The following is a 14,989-nucleotide window of genomic DNA, read 5'->3' as shown; positions in this document are numbered from 1 at the left end:
ATTTGAATATAACTTAATGTTTTCAAATGAAATATACTCAACTTTCTACGTACGTAGGGTGGAAAAATTTCGTGTGGATCTCTCAGGGAAAAGTCGCGAGACGTAGCCGGTGAAGATGGATTGTCAACACACCTTATCTTTTTGGATATTTCTGAAAAAAATTCAGAAATTTGTTTGAGAAAAATTAGTAGTTCTAGTTCTCATTCAAGGATGATAAATGATTAAAAATGAATTTCTTCGTATTTGGTCGGTTGCAAAGAAAGAAATTATTCAAATTAGACGTGATATTTTGATTTTCTCATGGCTAATAATCATTCCAGTTATTCAAATATTATTGTTTGGTGCGATTATTAACACTAATCCCCGCCATCTTCCAACTGTTGTAATTACCGCTGAGGATACCTCTTTTACCCGTGCTTTGTTACAGGGTCTAAAAAACACGAATTATTTTTCAATTGAAACAATAACTGAAGATGAAAAAAAAGCAGAGCGACTTTTACTTAGTGGAAAAGTTCTATTTGTTATTAATATTCCACCTAATTTTACCCGAGACTTAATACGGGGAAAGCACCCACATGTATTAATTGAGGCTGATGCATCTGACCCTGTAGCCGTTTCAAATGCATTTCGAGCCGCATCTGAATTACCCGCGAAAGTATTTGAACATGAATTACAAGGTTCACTCAGTTATTTAGCTTCTAGGGAGGCCCCCTTTATTTTTGATATTCAGCCTAAATATAACCCTGAGAATATTTCTCAATACAATACGATACCGGGATTAATTGCATTATTAATCTTTTCAACGTTGACTGTTTTAACTGCTGTTTCTATAAATTCAGAGTTCGAGCGGGGGACATTCGAGACCTTATTAATAACACCTTTAACACCAGCCAATATTATTTTTGGCAAGGTTATACCCTATTTTATTTTAGGCTATTTGCTTTTATTTATATTGTTAGCAATCGCCTACTTTATTTTCTCTATTCCTTTTCATGGCAGTTTGACTCTTTTTTTATTACTTTTAGCGCCTTATTCTATCTCTAGCCTAGGCACAGGACTCGCTATCTCAGCAGTTACTCGAACACAATTTGCTGCTGTAGGATTAACCAACGCGTATGGTCTTGTCGCAATTATGGTTTCTGGTTTTTTATTTCCATTCACGGGCGTACCTCATTGGGCGCAATCGATAAGCCAAACGATCCCGTTGACGCATTTTTTAAGAATTACTCGAAATAGTATGTTAAAAGGGGCTGGGTTTGATATTTTATGGCCTGATACTTGGCCTATAATTTTGTTTTCAGTCGTTATTATTTTTTTTGGAATCTTACTTTTTAGAAGAACGTTAGATTAATAACTTATTATGGTAATAGGATACTGCTTATGAGAGAACAGATAATTTATGAAAAAGAACGTTGAACCATATGAGGATCTTATTTTACAACATCCTTTGTTCTGTCTTCTGAATCGTTTAAATGCGCATCAGTTAATTGGATATGCAAAACCTGAATCTGCTGAAGCAGAACAACTACTTGTTATTGAAGGGGAGCCAATTGATTGTATTTTTCTTATTGTTTCAGGAAGAGCTGACGTAACCAGAGCAGTTCATTCATTAGGAAAAAAACAGACTATGCGTATTTCTGAATTAAAAAGAGGGGATATTATTGGTTTATCATCAGAAGGATTTGTGTCCCATACAGGACTTTGTACAGCCACAGTAAAAGCGCTTACCTCCATGGAGTTACTAAAAATTAGCCTTTATGATTTCCTAAGTTTTTTGGAACAGCCACAAATAAAGTATCCCAATTTAAAAAAGTTAAGTGAAGAGTTTCTTTTAATTCAGTTTATTCGTGCCCATCATCTTTTTAGCGATTTTTCTCATGAGAAAATACAGACCATGGTGAAAACAGCAAAAAATATTAAGGTTATGGCAGGTTCCTATTTGTATAAAGAAGGAGATATTACGGATGCTTGTTATTACTTACTCAAAGGAGAGGTCGTTCTTCTGAGTAAAAATAGTAGTTCTACTGTAATTAAAATAAATCAAATGTTTGGGGATTCGGGCTTTATGACGGATACCAAAAGAAAGGAAGATGCTTTTGCTAAAATTGATAGCGAATTGTTAGTTATAGAAGTAGAGCTTGTTAAAAAATTCATAACCGTTCGTCGTCCCTCTTTATTGCAAAAAATTCTTTTGAAAATTATGGGAAGAAAATAGGACCCTATATGCATTCACCAGACAGGGAATGCAACTTTAACCGTTTCATAATGAATAATTGAGTAGATTCGCACAAATTTTTAATAGGTATTTTATGGATAAAAGCAATTATATTATTGACGTGAGCAATTTAACTAAAAAATTCGATAAATATCAGGCGGTCAAAAACCTAAATCTTAAAGTTGAATATGGTGATATATATGGATTTCTTGGACCAAATGGGGCAGGAAAAACTACCTCTTTAAGAATGTTATGTGGCTTAATTACTCCCGATTCAGGTACTGGTCAATGTGTTGGATTTGATATCGTAACCGAATCTCGCCAGATCAAGGCTCTTGTTGGTTATATGTCGCAGAATTTTGGTCTTTACAAGGATCTTACTGTTTATGAAAATATGATTTTTTTCTCTGAAGTTTATGGGGTTGTTGATAGAAAAAATCAAATTGAAAAATATTTGCATAAATTTGATTTGGAGCAATATAAAAATCAGATCGCAGGAACTTTGTCTGGTGGGTGGAAACAACGTTTATCATTAGCTGTTTCTTTATTGCATGATCCCTTATTGTTATTATTGGATGAACCAACCGCTAATATTGATCCTAAAGCAAGACGAGAATTTTGGGACTTGATGCATCAATTATCAAGAGAGGGAATTACCATATTATTGAGCTCACACAATTTAGATGAAGTAGATAAATGTAATAAAATTGCATACATGTGTTATGGACGAACCCTTATGTCAGGAACGATTGAAGAAATTTTAAACTCTGTAAATTTGACGACCTGGGAGATCAAAGGTACAAATATTGCGATGCTTTCCCATCAATTAGAGTCTACTGATGGCGTTGATCAAGTTTTACGATTCCATAATACACTCCATGTAAGTAGCAAAAATCAGGAGGAATTATCCAGAGCAATAAAGCCTTATATTGAAAATGAGTTTTTTTATGGAAGCAAAATTGAATCGACTTTGGAGGATGTATTTGTTTGGCTCTCGACGTTCGGTGAGCAGAGATTATAAATGATAAAAATAGAATTCTGTCGCGTTCTAGCAGTTGCTAAAAAGGAATTTATCCAGATCAAACGAAACATTTCCACTTTTTTGTTTTTATTTTTAATTCCCATAATGCAAATCTTGTTATTTGGTTTTATGATTAACACGAATCCCAAATATTTGCCAACAACGGTTATATCCTCTGAAAATAATTCGTTTACTCGCACATTGTTAGAGGGGTTTAAACACACAGAATACTTTTCCTTAAATTCTTTTGCCCACACTGAGAAAGAAGCAGAAAATTTGTTACTTAGTGGAAAAGGACTGTTTGTTATTAATATTCCTCCCAATTTTTCAAGAGATTTATTAAGGGGAGAAAAGCCCCATGTACTTATCGAAGCGGATGCTTCTGACCCCGTTGCAATTTCAAATGCCTTTCGAGCCGCCGCAGCTCTTCCAGCTCAATTGTTTGAACGTGATCTGTCTGGTCCTTTTGATTATCTTTCTTCCCGGCAAACACCTTTTGAATTTGATATCCATGCCAAGTTTAATCCTGAAGGTTTTTCACAATATAATATTGTCCCTGGATTAATTTCTGTATTGATGTTTACAACTCTCACGCTTCTAACTGCGATGTCAATTACAGCTGAATATGAGGTTGGTACGTTTGAAACACTATTAATCACACCACTTAGCGCTGCAAATATTATTTTAGGTAAGGTTATTCCGCATTTTATAGTGGGTTATCTAATCTTATTTATGCTCTTGATCATTTCTTTTTTTGTTTTCTCAGTGCCTTTTTATGGAAGTTTTTTACTTTATCTATTGATTATGGCACCTTACTCAATTGGAAGTTTAGCAATGGGATTAGCTATTTCTGCATTTGCCAAGACTCAATTTCAAGCTGTTGCTTCAACAAATGCTTATATCTTAGTTGCAGTAATGATTTCTGGATTTTTGTTCCCATTCAGTGGGATGCCGTTTTGGGCTCAAGGTATCGGTGAATTACTCCCCTTAACCCACTTTTTAAGAATTACGCGTAATATTATGCTGAAGGGTGCCGATTTAAGCATTCTATGGCCTGATATTTGGCCCATACTGTTATTCATGGTTCTCATTGTATTTTCAGCGATTTTGCTTTTTAGAAAAACTTTGGATTAAAGATATTAGCTGGATCAAGGAAGTTTGTTTTAAAAACAGATTTTTTTGTCAAAAAAATCCCCGTATAAACGGGGATATTGGAATTTGTTCAGGGATTAAATATTAATCCGCTTTTTTAACAGCTAACTTTTCTTTGATGCGAGCTGCGCGGCCAGCCAAATTACGTAGATAATAAAGCTTAGCACGACGTACATCCCCACGTCTTTTTACAGTGATGCTGTCAACAATTGGACTGTAAGTTTGGAATACACGCTCAACACCAACACCGTGTGAAATCTTACGAACAGTGAATGCAGAGTTTAAACCACGATTACGTTTTGCTATGACAATACCTTCAAAAGCTTGTAAACGCTCACGGTTACCTTCAATTACTTTCACCTGAACCAAAACAGTATCACCAGGATTGAAGTCTGGGATTTCCTTGCCTTGCATTTGCTCAGCATTCAGTTGGTCAATAATATTAGTCATGGACTACTCCTCAAATTGGTTCATCCTTTAGGAATCACCGTGTTCATACTTAAACTCAGCAAGCAATTGCTTGTCTGTTTCACTTAACTGTATTTTTTCAAGTAAATCTGGGCGTTTAAGCCAGGTTTTACCTAGAGATTGCTTTCGCCGCCACAGTTCTATATCTCTATGATGACCACCTAATAAAACAGGCGGCACCTCTAATCCTTCAATGGTTGCTGGTCGAGTATAATGAGGGCAATCCAGTAAACCATTCATAAATGAATCTTGTTCTGCTGAACCAAGATGCCCTAGGCTCCCCGGTATTAAGCGAATAATCGCATCGATGAATACCGTAGCGGCCAGCTCACCACCACTTAAAACAAAATCTCCAAGAGACCATTCTTCATCTACATAATTTTGAAGAATACGCTCATCAATTCCTTCATATCGCCCGGCAATAAAGAGCAGGGGTTGTTTGTCATTTGCCACGTGATTCAAGTCATTTTGTCGAATTACCTTGCCCTGAGGACTCAGATAAATCGTTTTACAGTGACTAGGCATTTGACTGCGTGCCTGCATAATTGCCCCTTTCAATGGCTCATACATCATCACCATTCCCGGGCCGCCCCCATAAGGCTTGTCATCAACTTGCCTGTAGGGCCTGGAAGACCAATCTCTTGGATTCCAGTAATCGAGTTTAACTAGTCCTTGCTCAATGGCTCTGCCCGTAACGCCATAATTCAAGGCATTAAGTATTTCGGGTATTAAGCTGATTACTCCGAGATGAAGCACCGCTTAAAAATCCATATCCCAATCAACAGTAATTAACTGCTGGGTGGAATCAACATCTAATATAAATTTTCCAGGTAAGTAAGGTATTAAGTGTCTTTTATTACCTTCTACAACTAGCACGTCATTTGCACCTGTAGGAATTATTTCAATGACCTTCCCAAAAGATTCTCCTTGTTGGTTGATCACCTTCATGCCTATAAGTTGATGCCAGTAATATTCACCAGGTTCCAGTTTTTCCAGTTGTTCCTGTTGAACTGCAATTTCTATATTAGTGAGCTGAGCGACAAGCTCACGCTCAGGATAACCTTCAATTTGGACTATGATGGATTTATTTTGTACTTCAGCACGCAACAATTTGATTGGTTGCCATTTATTGTTAATAAAGGCATGCCAATTTGCATACTTTAGAACATTATCACGAGGTTCTGTAAAGGAATGAACCGTAACAAAACCTTTAACACCATGAGGCCGGCCCAAACGGGCAATTATTATCCAGTTTTCCTGATTATTCACGTTATTAAGCAGCTTCGCCTTTCTTATTAAATTCTTTTATCAAAGCGCTGACGCGATCAGATAATTGTGCCCCTACTTTTTGCCATTGGCTCAATTTCTCTGTATCGATATGCAGACGTACTTCTTGTCCACGAGCTACAGGGTTAAAATAACCAATACGCTCAATATAACTGCCATCGCGGCGTTTGCGGCTGTCAGTAACGACCATATGATAAAACGGACGCTTTTTGGCGCCACCTCTTGATAAACGTATAACGACCATTATTTTCCTCTACTTTAGAGTGGTTACGTAAAAATGCCGTGTATTGTACGAAAATTAATTCAGCATGTGAAGTAATTCTTGTGAATTATTTAAAATCATCGGGTAATATGCCTTTTAATCCTGCCATACCACCGATTCCACGCATCATTTTTTGCATTCCACCAGGTTTTGTAAATTTCTTCATCATTTTTTGCATTTGTTCAAATTGTTTTAATAATTTGTTCACATCTTGTATTTGTGTTCCTGAACCTAATGCAATACGTTTCTTGCGTGAACCCACGATAAGTTTGGGAATACGACGTTCTTTGGGAGTCATGGAATTGATAATAGCAATGGTTTGTGCCATCGCTTTATCACTGACCTGTTTCATTGCCTGTTGAGGCATCATTTGACTGACGCCAGGCAATTTACTCATCATGCCAGCAATACCACCCATATTATTCATTTGCAGTAGTTGCTGTTTAAAGTCTTCAAGATCAAAGCTCTTGCCTTTTTTCAACTTTTTGGCTAGTTTTTCACTCGCTTGTTTGTCTGCTTTCCGCTCGACTTCTTCAATAAGAGTAAGAATATCCCCCATGCCAAGAATTCTGGAGGCAATTCGCTCGGGATGGAATGGCTCCAATGCTTCTACTTTTTCACCGCTACCAATAAATTTGATAGGTTGTCCCGTAATTTGTTTTACAGATAGAGCCGCACCGCCACGAGCATCACCATCTGTTTTAGTGAGAATGACGCCTGTTAATGGTAAGGCTTCATGAAAGGCTTTTGCTGTATTTGCAGCATCTTGGCCGGTCATGCTGTCTACAACAAACAGAGTTTCAATGGGGTTTATTTCTTGATGTAAGGCTTTAATTTCAGCCATCATATCGGCATCAATGTGCAAACGACCCGCAGTATCAATCAGCAACACATCCATATATTGTTTTTTCGCGGCATCAAGTGCTTTTTTGGCAATACTAAGTGGTTGTTCGTTTGCTTCTGCTGGGAAGAAGGTGACATCTATTTGTTCGGCTAATACTTTAAGCTGTTGTATTGCAGCAGGTCGATAAACGTCGACACTGGCTACCATCACTTTTTTGTTTTCAGATTCTTTTAAATAGCGGGCTAGTTTTGCAGTACTGGTAGTTTTTCCTGAACCTTGTAATCCTGCCATTAAAAATACTGCAGGGGGTTGGGTTTTAAAGTTAAGTTCAGCACGCTCATCACCCATGATATGGATTAATTCATCATGAACGATTTTAACAAAAGCTTGATCGGGATTTAACTCAGTTAAGACTGTCTGTCCTAAAGCTTTTTGTTTTACTTCTTCGATAAATTCTTTAATAACAGGTAAGGCAACGTCTGCTTCAAGCAGTGACATCCTGACCTCACGCAGAGCGTGTTGTACATTGTCTTCAGTTAATCGACTCTGCCCTCGTAGACTTTTAAAGGAGCGGGTCAACCGTTCGGTTAAGGTTTCAAACATGTTCTATTACCCGAAAAAAATAGGAACTATAGCACAGAGAAGCTATGATATGAAACTGTCCAGCTCATGATCTAATTTGATGTAAGCCCGGAGTACTGTTTCTACTTAAAATCTCAAGAATTAAGTCAATAGTTATTATTACAATGAAATCTAAAAGCATGCTCGCTACGAATTACCTGTTTTTTTCAGTCCATTTGCTGTTCAGTGAAGATTTGTTTGTTCGTATTGAAGAGGGAAGTTCGCATCGTGTTCACTTCTCTGGCTTGGGCTAATGATTTTGTGCATAAAGACAGGAAAAAAGGCAGAGATTTTCTTATAAAATCATGCTATTTTACAGTGCGAGCTAAAAATCTATGGGCTAGTAAATAAAATCAAGGAACATTTTGTTTAATTATTGCCCGATTATTAAGGGTTCCTTAAGCTAATTTTTTATATAATTAGGCTTCTGCACGCCCAAAACTGCACTGAAGGAATGCGATGATCGAGAAAAAACATTCACTGACAATTTTCAGTCTGACTATGATAACAGTTGGTTCTGTGGACAGTATACGAAATTTACCTGCTACGGCCTTATTTGGTAGTCAATTAATTTTTTATTTTGTTTTAGGTGCTTTATTTTTTCTAATCCCAACTGCCTTGGTTTCAGCAGAACTGGCCTCAGGATGGGCAAAGCAAGGTGGGATTTACATTTGGGTAAAACAGGCTTTTGGTAAAAAAATGGGTTTTTTAGCCATTTGGCTGCAATGGATAGAAAATGTAATTTGGTACCCAACAATTCTATCGTTCGTCGCAGGTACTATTGGTTATTTAATTAATCCTGCATTGACGAGTAACCCTTATTTTCTTTGGGCAGTAATCGTTAGTTCATTTTGGGGGGCTACGATATTGAATTTGCGTGGAATGAAATCGTCAGCCGCATTCAGTAATCTTTGTTCTCTTGCAGGTTTGTTATTACCCATGTCCTTAATTATCGGTCTTGGGGCTTTTTGGGTTACACAGGGTAATCCATTGCAAATCCAATTTGACATTCCAAGTATCGTACCTCATTTATCTGATAAATCCATGTGGGTTTCTTTAACTGCAATCATCATGTCTTTTTGCGGTATTGAAATCGCGACCGTTCATGCGAATGATGTAGAAAATCCACAGAATGCTTTCCCAAAAGTATTAATTTATTCAGTAGGAATTATCTTAAGCACCTTAATTCTGGGGTCTTTAGCTATTGCAATTGTTTTGCCTGGCAAAGACATCAATTTAGTAGCAGGAATTATGCAAGCATTTGAAGCATTCTTTTCCAGTTACCACATGTATTGGATGATGCCTGTGGTTGCTGTAATGTTGGTTTTAGGAGGGCTTGGTGGTGTAAGTAACTGGATAATTGCCCCCACAAAAGGATTATTGGTTGCAGCAGAAGATGGCAATTTACCCGATTATTTCCAACGTACTAATGCAAAAGGTGCCCCAATTGTTATGCTGTTCACCCAGGCAAGTATTGTCACTATTTTGTCAGCTTTATTCTTATTTATGCCGAGCGTGAATGGATCTTATTGGTTGTTAACCGCTTTAGCTGCTCAATTATATATGCTGATGTATTTTATTATGTTTGCAGCAGCCATTAAATTGCGAATTGAAGAGCCTCATCATCCTCGCGCCTTTGCGATTCCTGGTGGCCTAATAGGCATGTTATTTGTGGCTGGAATAGGTATTGTTGGTGTATGTGCTACGTTGGCCGTGAGTTTTATTCCCCCAGAAGGAATTAATGTAGGTGGCATGGCACGCTATGAGTTAACTTTAATTGGTGGTTTAATTCTCATGTGTTTACCCCCATTTGTAAGTTCTTGGAGAGGAAAAACACCAATATTGGATGCAGCTGTTCCAGATTAGTCTTATGTTCCTGAGCCTCTGTAAAAAGGATATGTAGCACCATGAACATACCAACAGAATCTAATGAGTTGCTGAGTCAGTTAATGGCAAGGTTACCTGAATTGGAATGGAAAATTGGCGAGCTCGGTTCATTTTTTTCAATTAAACGCTTGCCCAAAGGGGTATTTCGTTTAGACACAGAGGCAAATGGTGCTGCATGTATCGCAGAAATTAAAGCGGATATACATGCATTATCCAAACAACAAAATAAGCGTAGTGCTTTATATCTGGCAGAGCGAATTAGGCAAAAAATTAATATTTTAGTTGTCTTATGTCAAATGCATCAGGGCAAAAAAAAATCAGAAGAAAAAGTTTCCTTCGGCATAAAGATGTTGGGTACCAGACAACAATGGATAAACGATCTTGAGTTCGAAATTAATACCCTTGAAGAACAACAACACGCAATGACAAAGGCTTTGGAGCATCTCAGACATAGCCAAAATTCCAGTGCAATTTTGCATTTAAAAGCAGAGCTAGGTGAGTTAGAGCGTCGACTGACTTTAGCGAAAGAAACATTAAATCGAGCTGTTTCTTAATCAATAATCTTTTTCTGAGCCGAGTAATGCGGTAAATTTAGAGTCTGTTTACATTTCGGCAGTTTGGTCAAAAATGTAAATAGGCCTTAGAGTGCCTTTTTGGGCATTCATTACTAAAATAATGACTCAAACGTAACATTAACTTGTTGTTTTATGAATAACAAAGAAAATGATATGCGTGAATGGGTGATTACTAAAAGGAGCTTTTTTAAATGTCAGATAAATATTCTCAGATTACCAAAGATATTAGTACTCAATTAGCTAAAATGCGTAAGGAAATGCCGGAAGTAATGTCTGGATTCTCTGCTCTTGCGCAAGCGGCAACTAAAGACGGTGTGCTCGATAAAAAAACTAAAGAATTAATTGCTATGGCTCTGGCTGTTGCGAAGCAATGTGATGGTTGCATTGGATTTCATGCGCAAGCTTTGATTAAATTACAAACCACACGAGAAGAATTTTTAGAAACTTTAGGTATGGCAGTTTACATGGGTGGTGGCCCATCTTTAATGTATGCTGCAGAAGCTTTGGAAGCTTTTGAAGAGTTTAGTAAATAAGTAGATGTATTCTAATTAATGCGTGTACGTTCACGCAAAATCGAATTGTAGCCGGGGCGCAAGCATGCAACCCAGTAATCTGAAACTCGGGTTCCGCTGCACGCTACCCAGGCTACGCTCAGATACTCCTATCCCTTAAGCAGTTAAGGTTTTTCTGCTGAAGGTTGTCCTAATGCTGCCGAAACATGGAGCATTTCATTTTTTGCTGCTGTATTTTGTTTACATGGATAGTGTTTACTCGCACCTAACCAAGCTATTTGTGATACGGTCATTGAATCTTTATCGCTTTGCTGACTTGAGATTTCTTTATATGTTTGCTGAATCAACTCACAAAGTGTAAATGCATTTAGCTGTACCCCGGGTGGTAAACAATATACAGGATTTCCTTGATTTTTTGCGACTTCATTGGCCTGAATCATTGTTTCTGCAATACTTTCACAAGTTATGGTTAAAACATGGCGCGCAGAGCGAGCCCATGCTTGGGCTTGGGGGTCTGCTTTAACTTCCATCTGTGGAATATTATCCGCGATACTCATGTAATTTTTTATGGTGTCTGCATGAATACAATGACACAGAAATAGGAAACTGATTAATACAATACGCATAATTATATCCATCCAATCAAATGCCATGAGGCTTAATTAAACCCAGTTTAAAAGCAATTAATAAAAATATAAATAAACCTACTGAAATACTTATTCTTATCGTTAATGCTTTAACGGTGCGTTTAGAGTTCCCTGAATCACGAATGAGGAAGAAAAGACCACTTGCCAAAGATCCGGCAATGATAATCATGACGCAGATGATGATAATTTTAGTGATCATTTGTTATACTCCCGAAATTGCCGTCGAATTATGACTAACATTTAAACAATTAATTAATGATGCCTAGTTTAACCTGTTTTAAATTTCGTTTCACCCCAAGTTGGCCGATGTCAATTCTGGCGATCCTATTTTTTTCGTTATTTGTTCGCCTTGGCTTCTGGCAAATCCATCGTGCAGATGAAAAAACCAAAATGATTGTTGCACAAAAAACACAAGAGAGGCAAAAACCAGTTCCTTGGTCAGTAAAGAAAGAACTGCCGGTCCAATATGAACGTATCACGGTAAAAGGTCACTATCTATCACAAGTACTTTTATTGGATAATCAGCATCACAATCATCAATTTGGTTATGATGTCTTGTCTCCCTTGCAGTTGGCCGATGGTTCTATCATTGTGATTGATCGAGGATGGGTTCCTGGTGAACTGACGCGGCGAGTTCTTCCAAACATTCAGATTCCCAAAGGAATACTAGAATTACAGGGCGCAGTCTATTTTCCCAGCAAGAATCAATGGGTTTTAGGGCCTGCTCTAGAAGAAAGAGGGAATAAAACGATCATTTTGGAGCGTGTGGATCATCAACTGATCAGCCAAGTTTTGCAAAAATCAGTCGCTCCGTTTATTATTCGCCTCGACAAGCAAGACTCAAATGGATTTGTACGTGAATGGGAAACGGTATCCATGCCTCCGCAGCGGCATTTAGCTTATGCTTTGCAGTGGTTTGCTATGGCATTGGTAATACTAATTATATTTGTAGCATTAAATCTGAAGAAAAAAAATGAAAAAACAAGCCAGTAAATATTATATTTTAGTGTTGTTGGTTGTAATATTCGTCACTCCGGGCGTAGCGGCTTATTTATTTTACCAGCATCCTTCTTGGTTGGGGGCTACTCGGGTTAATAAAGGAACATTACTGAATCCACCAATCATGGTGAATGCCTTAGAAGGAAAATCCAAATGGCGTATTGTCTTTTGGAGTCCAGAGGCTTGTGACCAAGTCTGTATGAAGCAGCTGGATCTACTCGCCCGAATTCGTCTGGCATTAGGACGTAAATTATATCAAGTGGATCAGTGGCTTCTTCTCAGTGATAAAGCACCTTCTTTATCACCAGAACAACAAACCTATTTAAAGGAAATAGATTTTAAAGTGGCAAAATTATCTGCAGCTGAGGTTGTTACTAAAGATGCTTTATTGTCTGAAACAAACGTATTTATAGCTGATCCAGGTAATTATTTAATTCTCAGTTATACATCGCAGGTCAATCCTAATGATGTATACAAAGATTTGAAGTTGTTGCTCAATACAACAGAAAAGAGTGATTAATCTAATGCAGAATAAATTATTACGGTATGCAGTATCACTTGCTGTGCTTTTGTCTTTATTAGTGGTTATGCTTGGTGCATATACGCGTTTGACTGATGCAGGCTTAGGTTGCCCGGATTGGCCCGGTTGTTATGGTCAGATGGTTCTTCCTAGCGCTAAGGAAAAATTGCAGGCAGCACAAACCCAATACCCGCAAATTCCCATCGAATCGAGAAAGGCATGGACGGAGATGGTTCATCGTTATGCTGCAGGGTCTTTAGCTTTGTTAATTTTTTTTATAGGTTTTTATGTAGTACGCAAGCGCGTTCAGGGTAATAATTTGCCATGGCATTTGCCTGCTGCACTAATTATCTTAGTTTTCTTTCAAGCGGCTTTGGGGATGTGGACAGTAACCTTGAAACTGTTGCCAGTAGTGGTTATGGGACACCTCTTAGGAGGTATGCTGATCGTTGCATGCTTAAGTCGTTTTCGATTGCAAATCAGTGCAATAAAGGGACAGGATTTATCGCAATGGCGTCCTTGGTTACGACTCGGGGTGCTTATTGTGTTTCTGCAAATCGCATTAGGCGGTTGGGTAAGTTCAAATTATGCAGGGATCTCATGCATTGGGTTCCCGATGTGTAATGGTGTATGGTTACCTGAGTTACATTTCGCACAAGGATTTAATTTATTTTCACCTGTAGGGGCTAATTATCAAGGTGGTTTACTCGATCATGACGTAAGAGTAACGATTCAATTTATTCACCGATTAGGTGCGATAATTACTGCAGCTTATATTCTTGTGCTCTCCTTATTGATTCTATTAAGAAGCAGCTTTAGTTATCTTAAAACCGCAGCTTTAGTATTGTCTTTATTAGTATTAGTTCAATTTACTTTAGGTATCTTGAATGTAATTTATTTACTGCCAATTAGTGTTGCTGTAGCTCATAATGGGGTTGCTGCTCTATTATTGGCAACATTATTTAGTACGCTGCATTTTACACGTAAGGGGCAAAATGATGCACGCTGAGCATGTAGTTCAATCCTCGTCTGCTACTTGGCGTGATTATCTCGAGTTATGCAAACCTCGAGTTGTACTACTTATGTTATTGACGGTAGTTGTCGGAATGTATTTAGCCACTCCTGGCTGGGTTAGTATGCCGCTGTTGGTTTTTTCCTTGCTTGGTATTGGACTGTGTGCGGGAAGTGCGGCTGCAATTAATCATTTGGTAGATAAACGAATCGATGCCATTATGGCGAGAACCAAAAAAAGACCTGTTGCTAGTGGCCAAGTTTCAGTAGGGCAAGCGTTATGGTTTGCTTTAATCATGGGAACTCTTGGACTTACGATTTTGGTGATTTTTGTAAATCCACTCACCGCATGTCTTACGTTCATTACCCTGATTGGCTATGCTGGTATTTATACAGGTTATTTAAAAAGAGCCACCTCCCAAAATATAGTCATTGGTGGATTGGCTGGAGCTGCACCTCCGCTGTTGGGCTGGACTTCTGTTACAAATCAATTGGATCCTCAAGCTTTATTGTTGGTATTAATAATCTTTATTTGGACTCCTCCTCATTTTTGGGCTTTGGCTATTTATCGTTATGAAGAATATCAACATGCTCAAATTCCCATGTTACCTGTGACCCATGGTATTGCGTTTACTAAATTGAGTGTTTATTTATATACCATTTTATTGTTAGTAGTCAGTGTATTGCCATTTGTTGTGGGGATGAGTGGTTTATTTTATTTAATAGGTGCTTTAGTACTTGGTGCGCGATTCTTATTTTGGTCGCATAAATTATATCGTACCGAGAAGCCCGTAGTTGCAATGCAAACATTCAGATTTTCAATAGTATATTTGATGTTATTGTTTGTTTTTTTATTGATCGATCATTATCTATAAGGAATAGGTATGAAATATGTCCCATGAACCAGTAATTTTTGTAAAAGCAGTGGTTGTGAGACTTATTCCATGTATGTTCCTATAAGGGGGTAA

The 14,989-nt window shown here is 37.8% G+C and carries 18 protein-coding genes; 11 read left to right on the top strand and 7 right to left on the bottom strand.

The genetic code is table 11. From position 1 onward, the window contains the following. Positions 1-217: 217 nt before the first annotated feature. The 4 genes from ACWTEW_RS17750 to ACWTEW_RS17735 all read left to right on the top strand — a co-directional run bounded on the left by ACWTEW_RS17750 (position 218) and on the right by ACWTEW_RS17735 (position 4,370). The gene (locus tag ACWTEW_RS17750) at positions 218-1,351 is read left to right on the top strand and encodes an ABC transporter permease (protein WP_454782991.1); all 1,134 of its coding nucleotides are present in this window, start codon (positions 218-220) and stop codon (positions 1,349-1,351) included. Between the two features lie 48 nt (positions 1,352-1,399). Further along, a complete protein-coding gene (locus tag ACWTEW_RS17745; protein WP_454782990.1) occupies positions 1,400-2,215 on the top strand; it encodes a cyclic nucleotide-binding domain-containing protein in 816 nt (271 codons plus the stop codon). A 94-nt stretch (positions 2,216-2,309) separates the two neighbouring features. Then, positions 2,310-3,236 carry an ABC transporter ATP-binding protein gene (locus tag ACWTEW_RS17740; protein WP_454782989.1) on the top strand — a complete coding sequence of 309 codons (927 nt, stop codon included), beginning with the start codon at positions 2,310-2,312 and terminating at the stop codon, positions 3,234-3,236. Beyond that, the gene (locus ACWTEW_RS17735) at positions 3,237-4,370 is read left to right on the top strand and encodes an ABC transporter permease (protein WP_454782988.1); all 1,134 of its coding nucleotides are present in this window, start codon (positions 3,237-3,239) and stop codon (positions 4,368-4,370) included. A gap of 102 nt (positions 4,371-4,472) precedes the next feature. Here ACWTEW_RS17735 and rplS read toward each other — a convergent pair whose 3' ends face one another. The 5 genes from rplS to ffh all read right to left on the bottom strand — a co-directional run bounded on the left by rplS (position 4,473) and on the right by ffh (position 7,852). Continuing rightward, positions 4,473-4,838, bottom strand: coding sequence for a 50S ribosomal protein L19 (gene rplS, locus ACWTEW_RS17730; RefSeq protein WP_454782987.1), 366 nt, complete (start codon positions 4,836-4,838; stop codon positions 4,473-4,475). A gap of 27 nt (positions 4,839-4,865) precedes the next feature. Then, positions 4,866-5,612, bottom strand: a complete 747-nt coding sequence (trmD, locus tag ACWTEW_RS17725; RefSeq protein WP_454782986.1) for a tRNA (guanosine(37)-N1)-methyltransferase TrmD — start codon at positions 5,610-5,612, stop codon at positions 4,866-4,868. 3 nt (positions 5,613-5,615) lie between these two features. Further along, positions 5,616-6,125, bottom strand: coding sequence for a ribosome maturation factor RimM (gene rimM, locus ACWTEW_RS17720; RefSeq protein ID WP_454782985.1), 510 nt, complete (start codon positions 6,123-6,125; stop codon positions 5,616-5,618). 4 nt (positions 6,126-6,129) lie between these two features. Next, the gene (gene rpsP, locus ACWTEW_RS17715; RefSeq protein ID WP_454782984.1) at positions 6,130-6,387 is read right to left on the bottom strand and encodes a 30S ribosomal protein S16; all 258 of its coding nucleotides are present in this window, start codon (positions 6,385-6,387) and stop codon (positions 6,130-6,132) included. Between the two features lie 85 nt (positions 6,388-6,472). Then, positions 6,473-7,852 carry a signal recognition particle protein gene (gene ffh, locus ACWTEW_RS17710; RefSeq protein WP_454782983.1) on the bottom strand — a complete coding sequence of 460 codons (1,380 nt, stop codon included), beginning with the start codon at positions 7,850-7,852 and terminating at the stop codon, positions 6,473-6,475. A 477-nt stretch (positions 7,853-8,329) separates the two neighbouring features. On the opposite strand from ffh, the gene ACWTEW_RS17705 reads away from it, so the two are divergent. The 3 genes from ACWTEW_RS17705 to ACWTEW_RS17695 all read left to right on the top strand — a co-directional run bounded on the left by ACWTEW_RS17705 (position 8,330) and on the right by ACWTEW_RS17695 (position 10,865). Further along, the gene (locus ACWTEW_RS17705) at positions 8,330-9,736 is read left to right on the top strand and encodes an APC family permease (protein WP_454782982.1); all 1,407 of its coding nucleotides are present in this window, start codon (positions 8,330-8,332) and stop codon (positions 9,734-9,736) included. A 41-nt stretch (positions 9,737-9,777) separates the two neighbouring features. Then, positions 9,778-10,311, top strand: a complete 534-nt coding sequence (locus tag ACWTEW_RS17700) for a hypothetical protein (protein WP_454782981.1) — start codon at positions 9,778-9,780, stop codon at positions 10,309-10,311. Positions 10,312-10,523: 212 nt separating this feature from the next. After that, positions 10,524-10,865: a carboxymuconolactone decarboxylase family protein gene (locus ACWTEW_RS17695; protein WP_454782980.1), complete on the top strand. Its 342-nt coding sequence runs from the start codon at positions 10,524-10,526 to the stop codon at positions 10,863-10,865. A 143-nt stretch (positions 10,866-11,008) separates the two neighbouring features. Here the strand turns inward: ACWTEW_RS17695 and ACWTEW_RS17690 are convergent, their stop codons facing one another. Together ACWTEW_RS17690 and ACWTEW_RS17685 are read right to left on the bottom strand one after the other, a co-directional pair. Beyond that, positions 11,009-11,470 carry a phosphatase gene (locus ACWTEW_RS17690; RefSeq protein ID WP_454782979.1) on the bottom strand — a complete coding sequence of 154 codons (462 nt, stop codon included), beginning with the start codon at positions 11,468-11,470 and terminating at the stop codon, positions 11,009-11,011. Positions 11,471-11,486: 16 nt separating this feature from the next. Then, the gene (locus ACWTEW_RS17685) at positions 11,487-11,690 is read right to left on the bottom strand and encodes a twin transmembrane helix small protein (RefSeq protein ID WP_454782978.1); all 204 of its coding nucleotides are present in this window, start codon (positions 11,688-11,690) and stop codon (positions 11,487-11,489) included. A gap of 59 nt (positions 11,691-11,749) precedes the next feature. Between ACWTEW_RS17685 and ACWTEW_RS17680 the strand changes: the two genes are divergently transcribed. The 4 genes from ACWTEW_RS17680 to cyoE are packed head-to-tail and all read left to right on the top strand — an operon-like array spanning position 11,750 to position 14,896. Beyond that, positions 11,750-12,484, top strand: a complete 735-nt coding sequence (locus ACWTEW_RS17680; RefSeq protein WP_454783072.1) for an SURF1 family protein — start codon at positions 11,750-11,752, stop codon at positions 12,482-12,484. Then, on the top strand, positions 12,465-13,010 hold the full coding sequence (locus ACWTEW_RS17675) for a hypothetical protein (protein WP_454782977.1): 546 nt from the start codon (positions 12,465-12,467) through the stop codon (positions 13,008-13,010). The genes ACWTEW_RS17680 and ACWTEW_RS17675 overlap by 20 nt, the downstream gene beginning before the upstream one ends. Before the next feature lie 4 nt (positions 13,011-13,014). Further along, positions 13,015-14,019 (top strand): COX15/CtaA family protein, encoded by a 1,005-nt coding sequence (locus ACWTEW_RS17670; protein WP_454782976.1) that lies wholly within the window; start codon positions 13,015-13,017, stop codon positions 14,017-14,019. After that, positions 14,009-14,896 carry a heme o synthase gene (cyoE, locus tag ACWTEW_RS17665; protein ID WP_454783071.1) on the top strand — a complete coding sequence of 296 codons (888 nt, stop codon included), beginning with the start codon at positions 14,009-14,011 and terminating at the stop codon, positions 14,894-14,896. Before ACWTEW_RS17670 ends, cyoE begins: the two co-directional genes overlap by 11 nt. Positions 14,897-14,989: the final 93 nt, after the last annotated feature.

The sequence above is a fragment of the Legionella stuttgartensis genome (assembly GCF_977063405.2).
The sequence above is the reverse complement of the archived record's forward strand: the minus strand, read 5'-3'. Positions and strand labels throughout refer to the sequence as shown.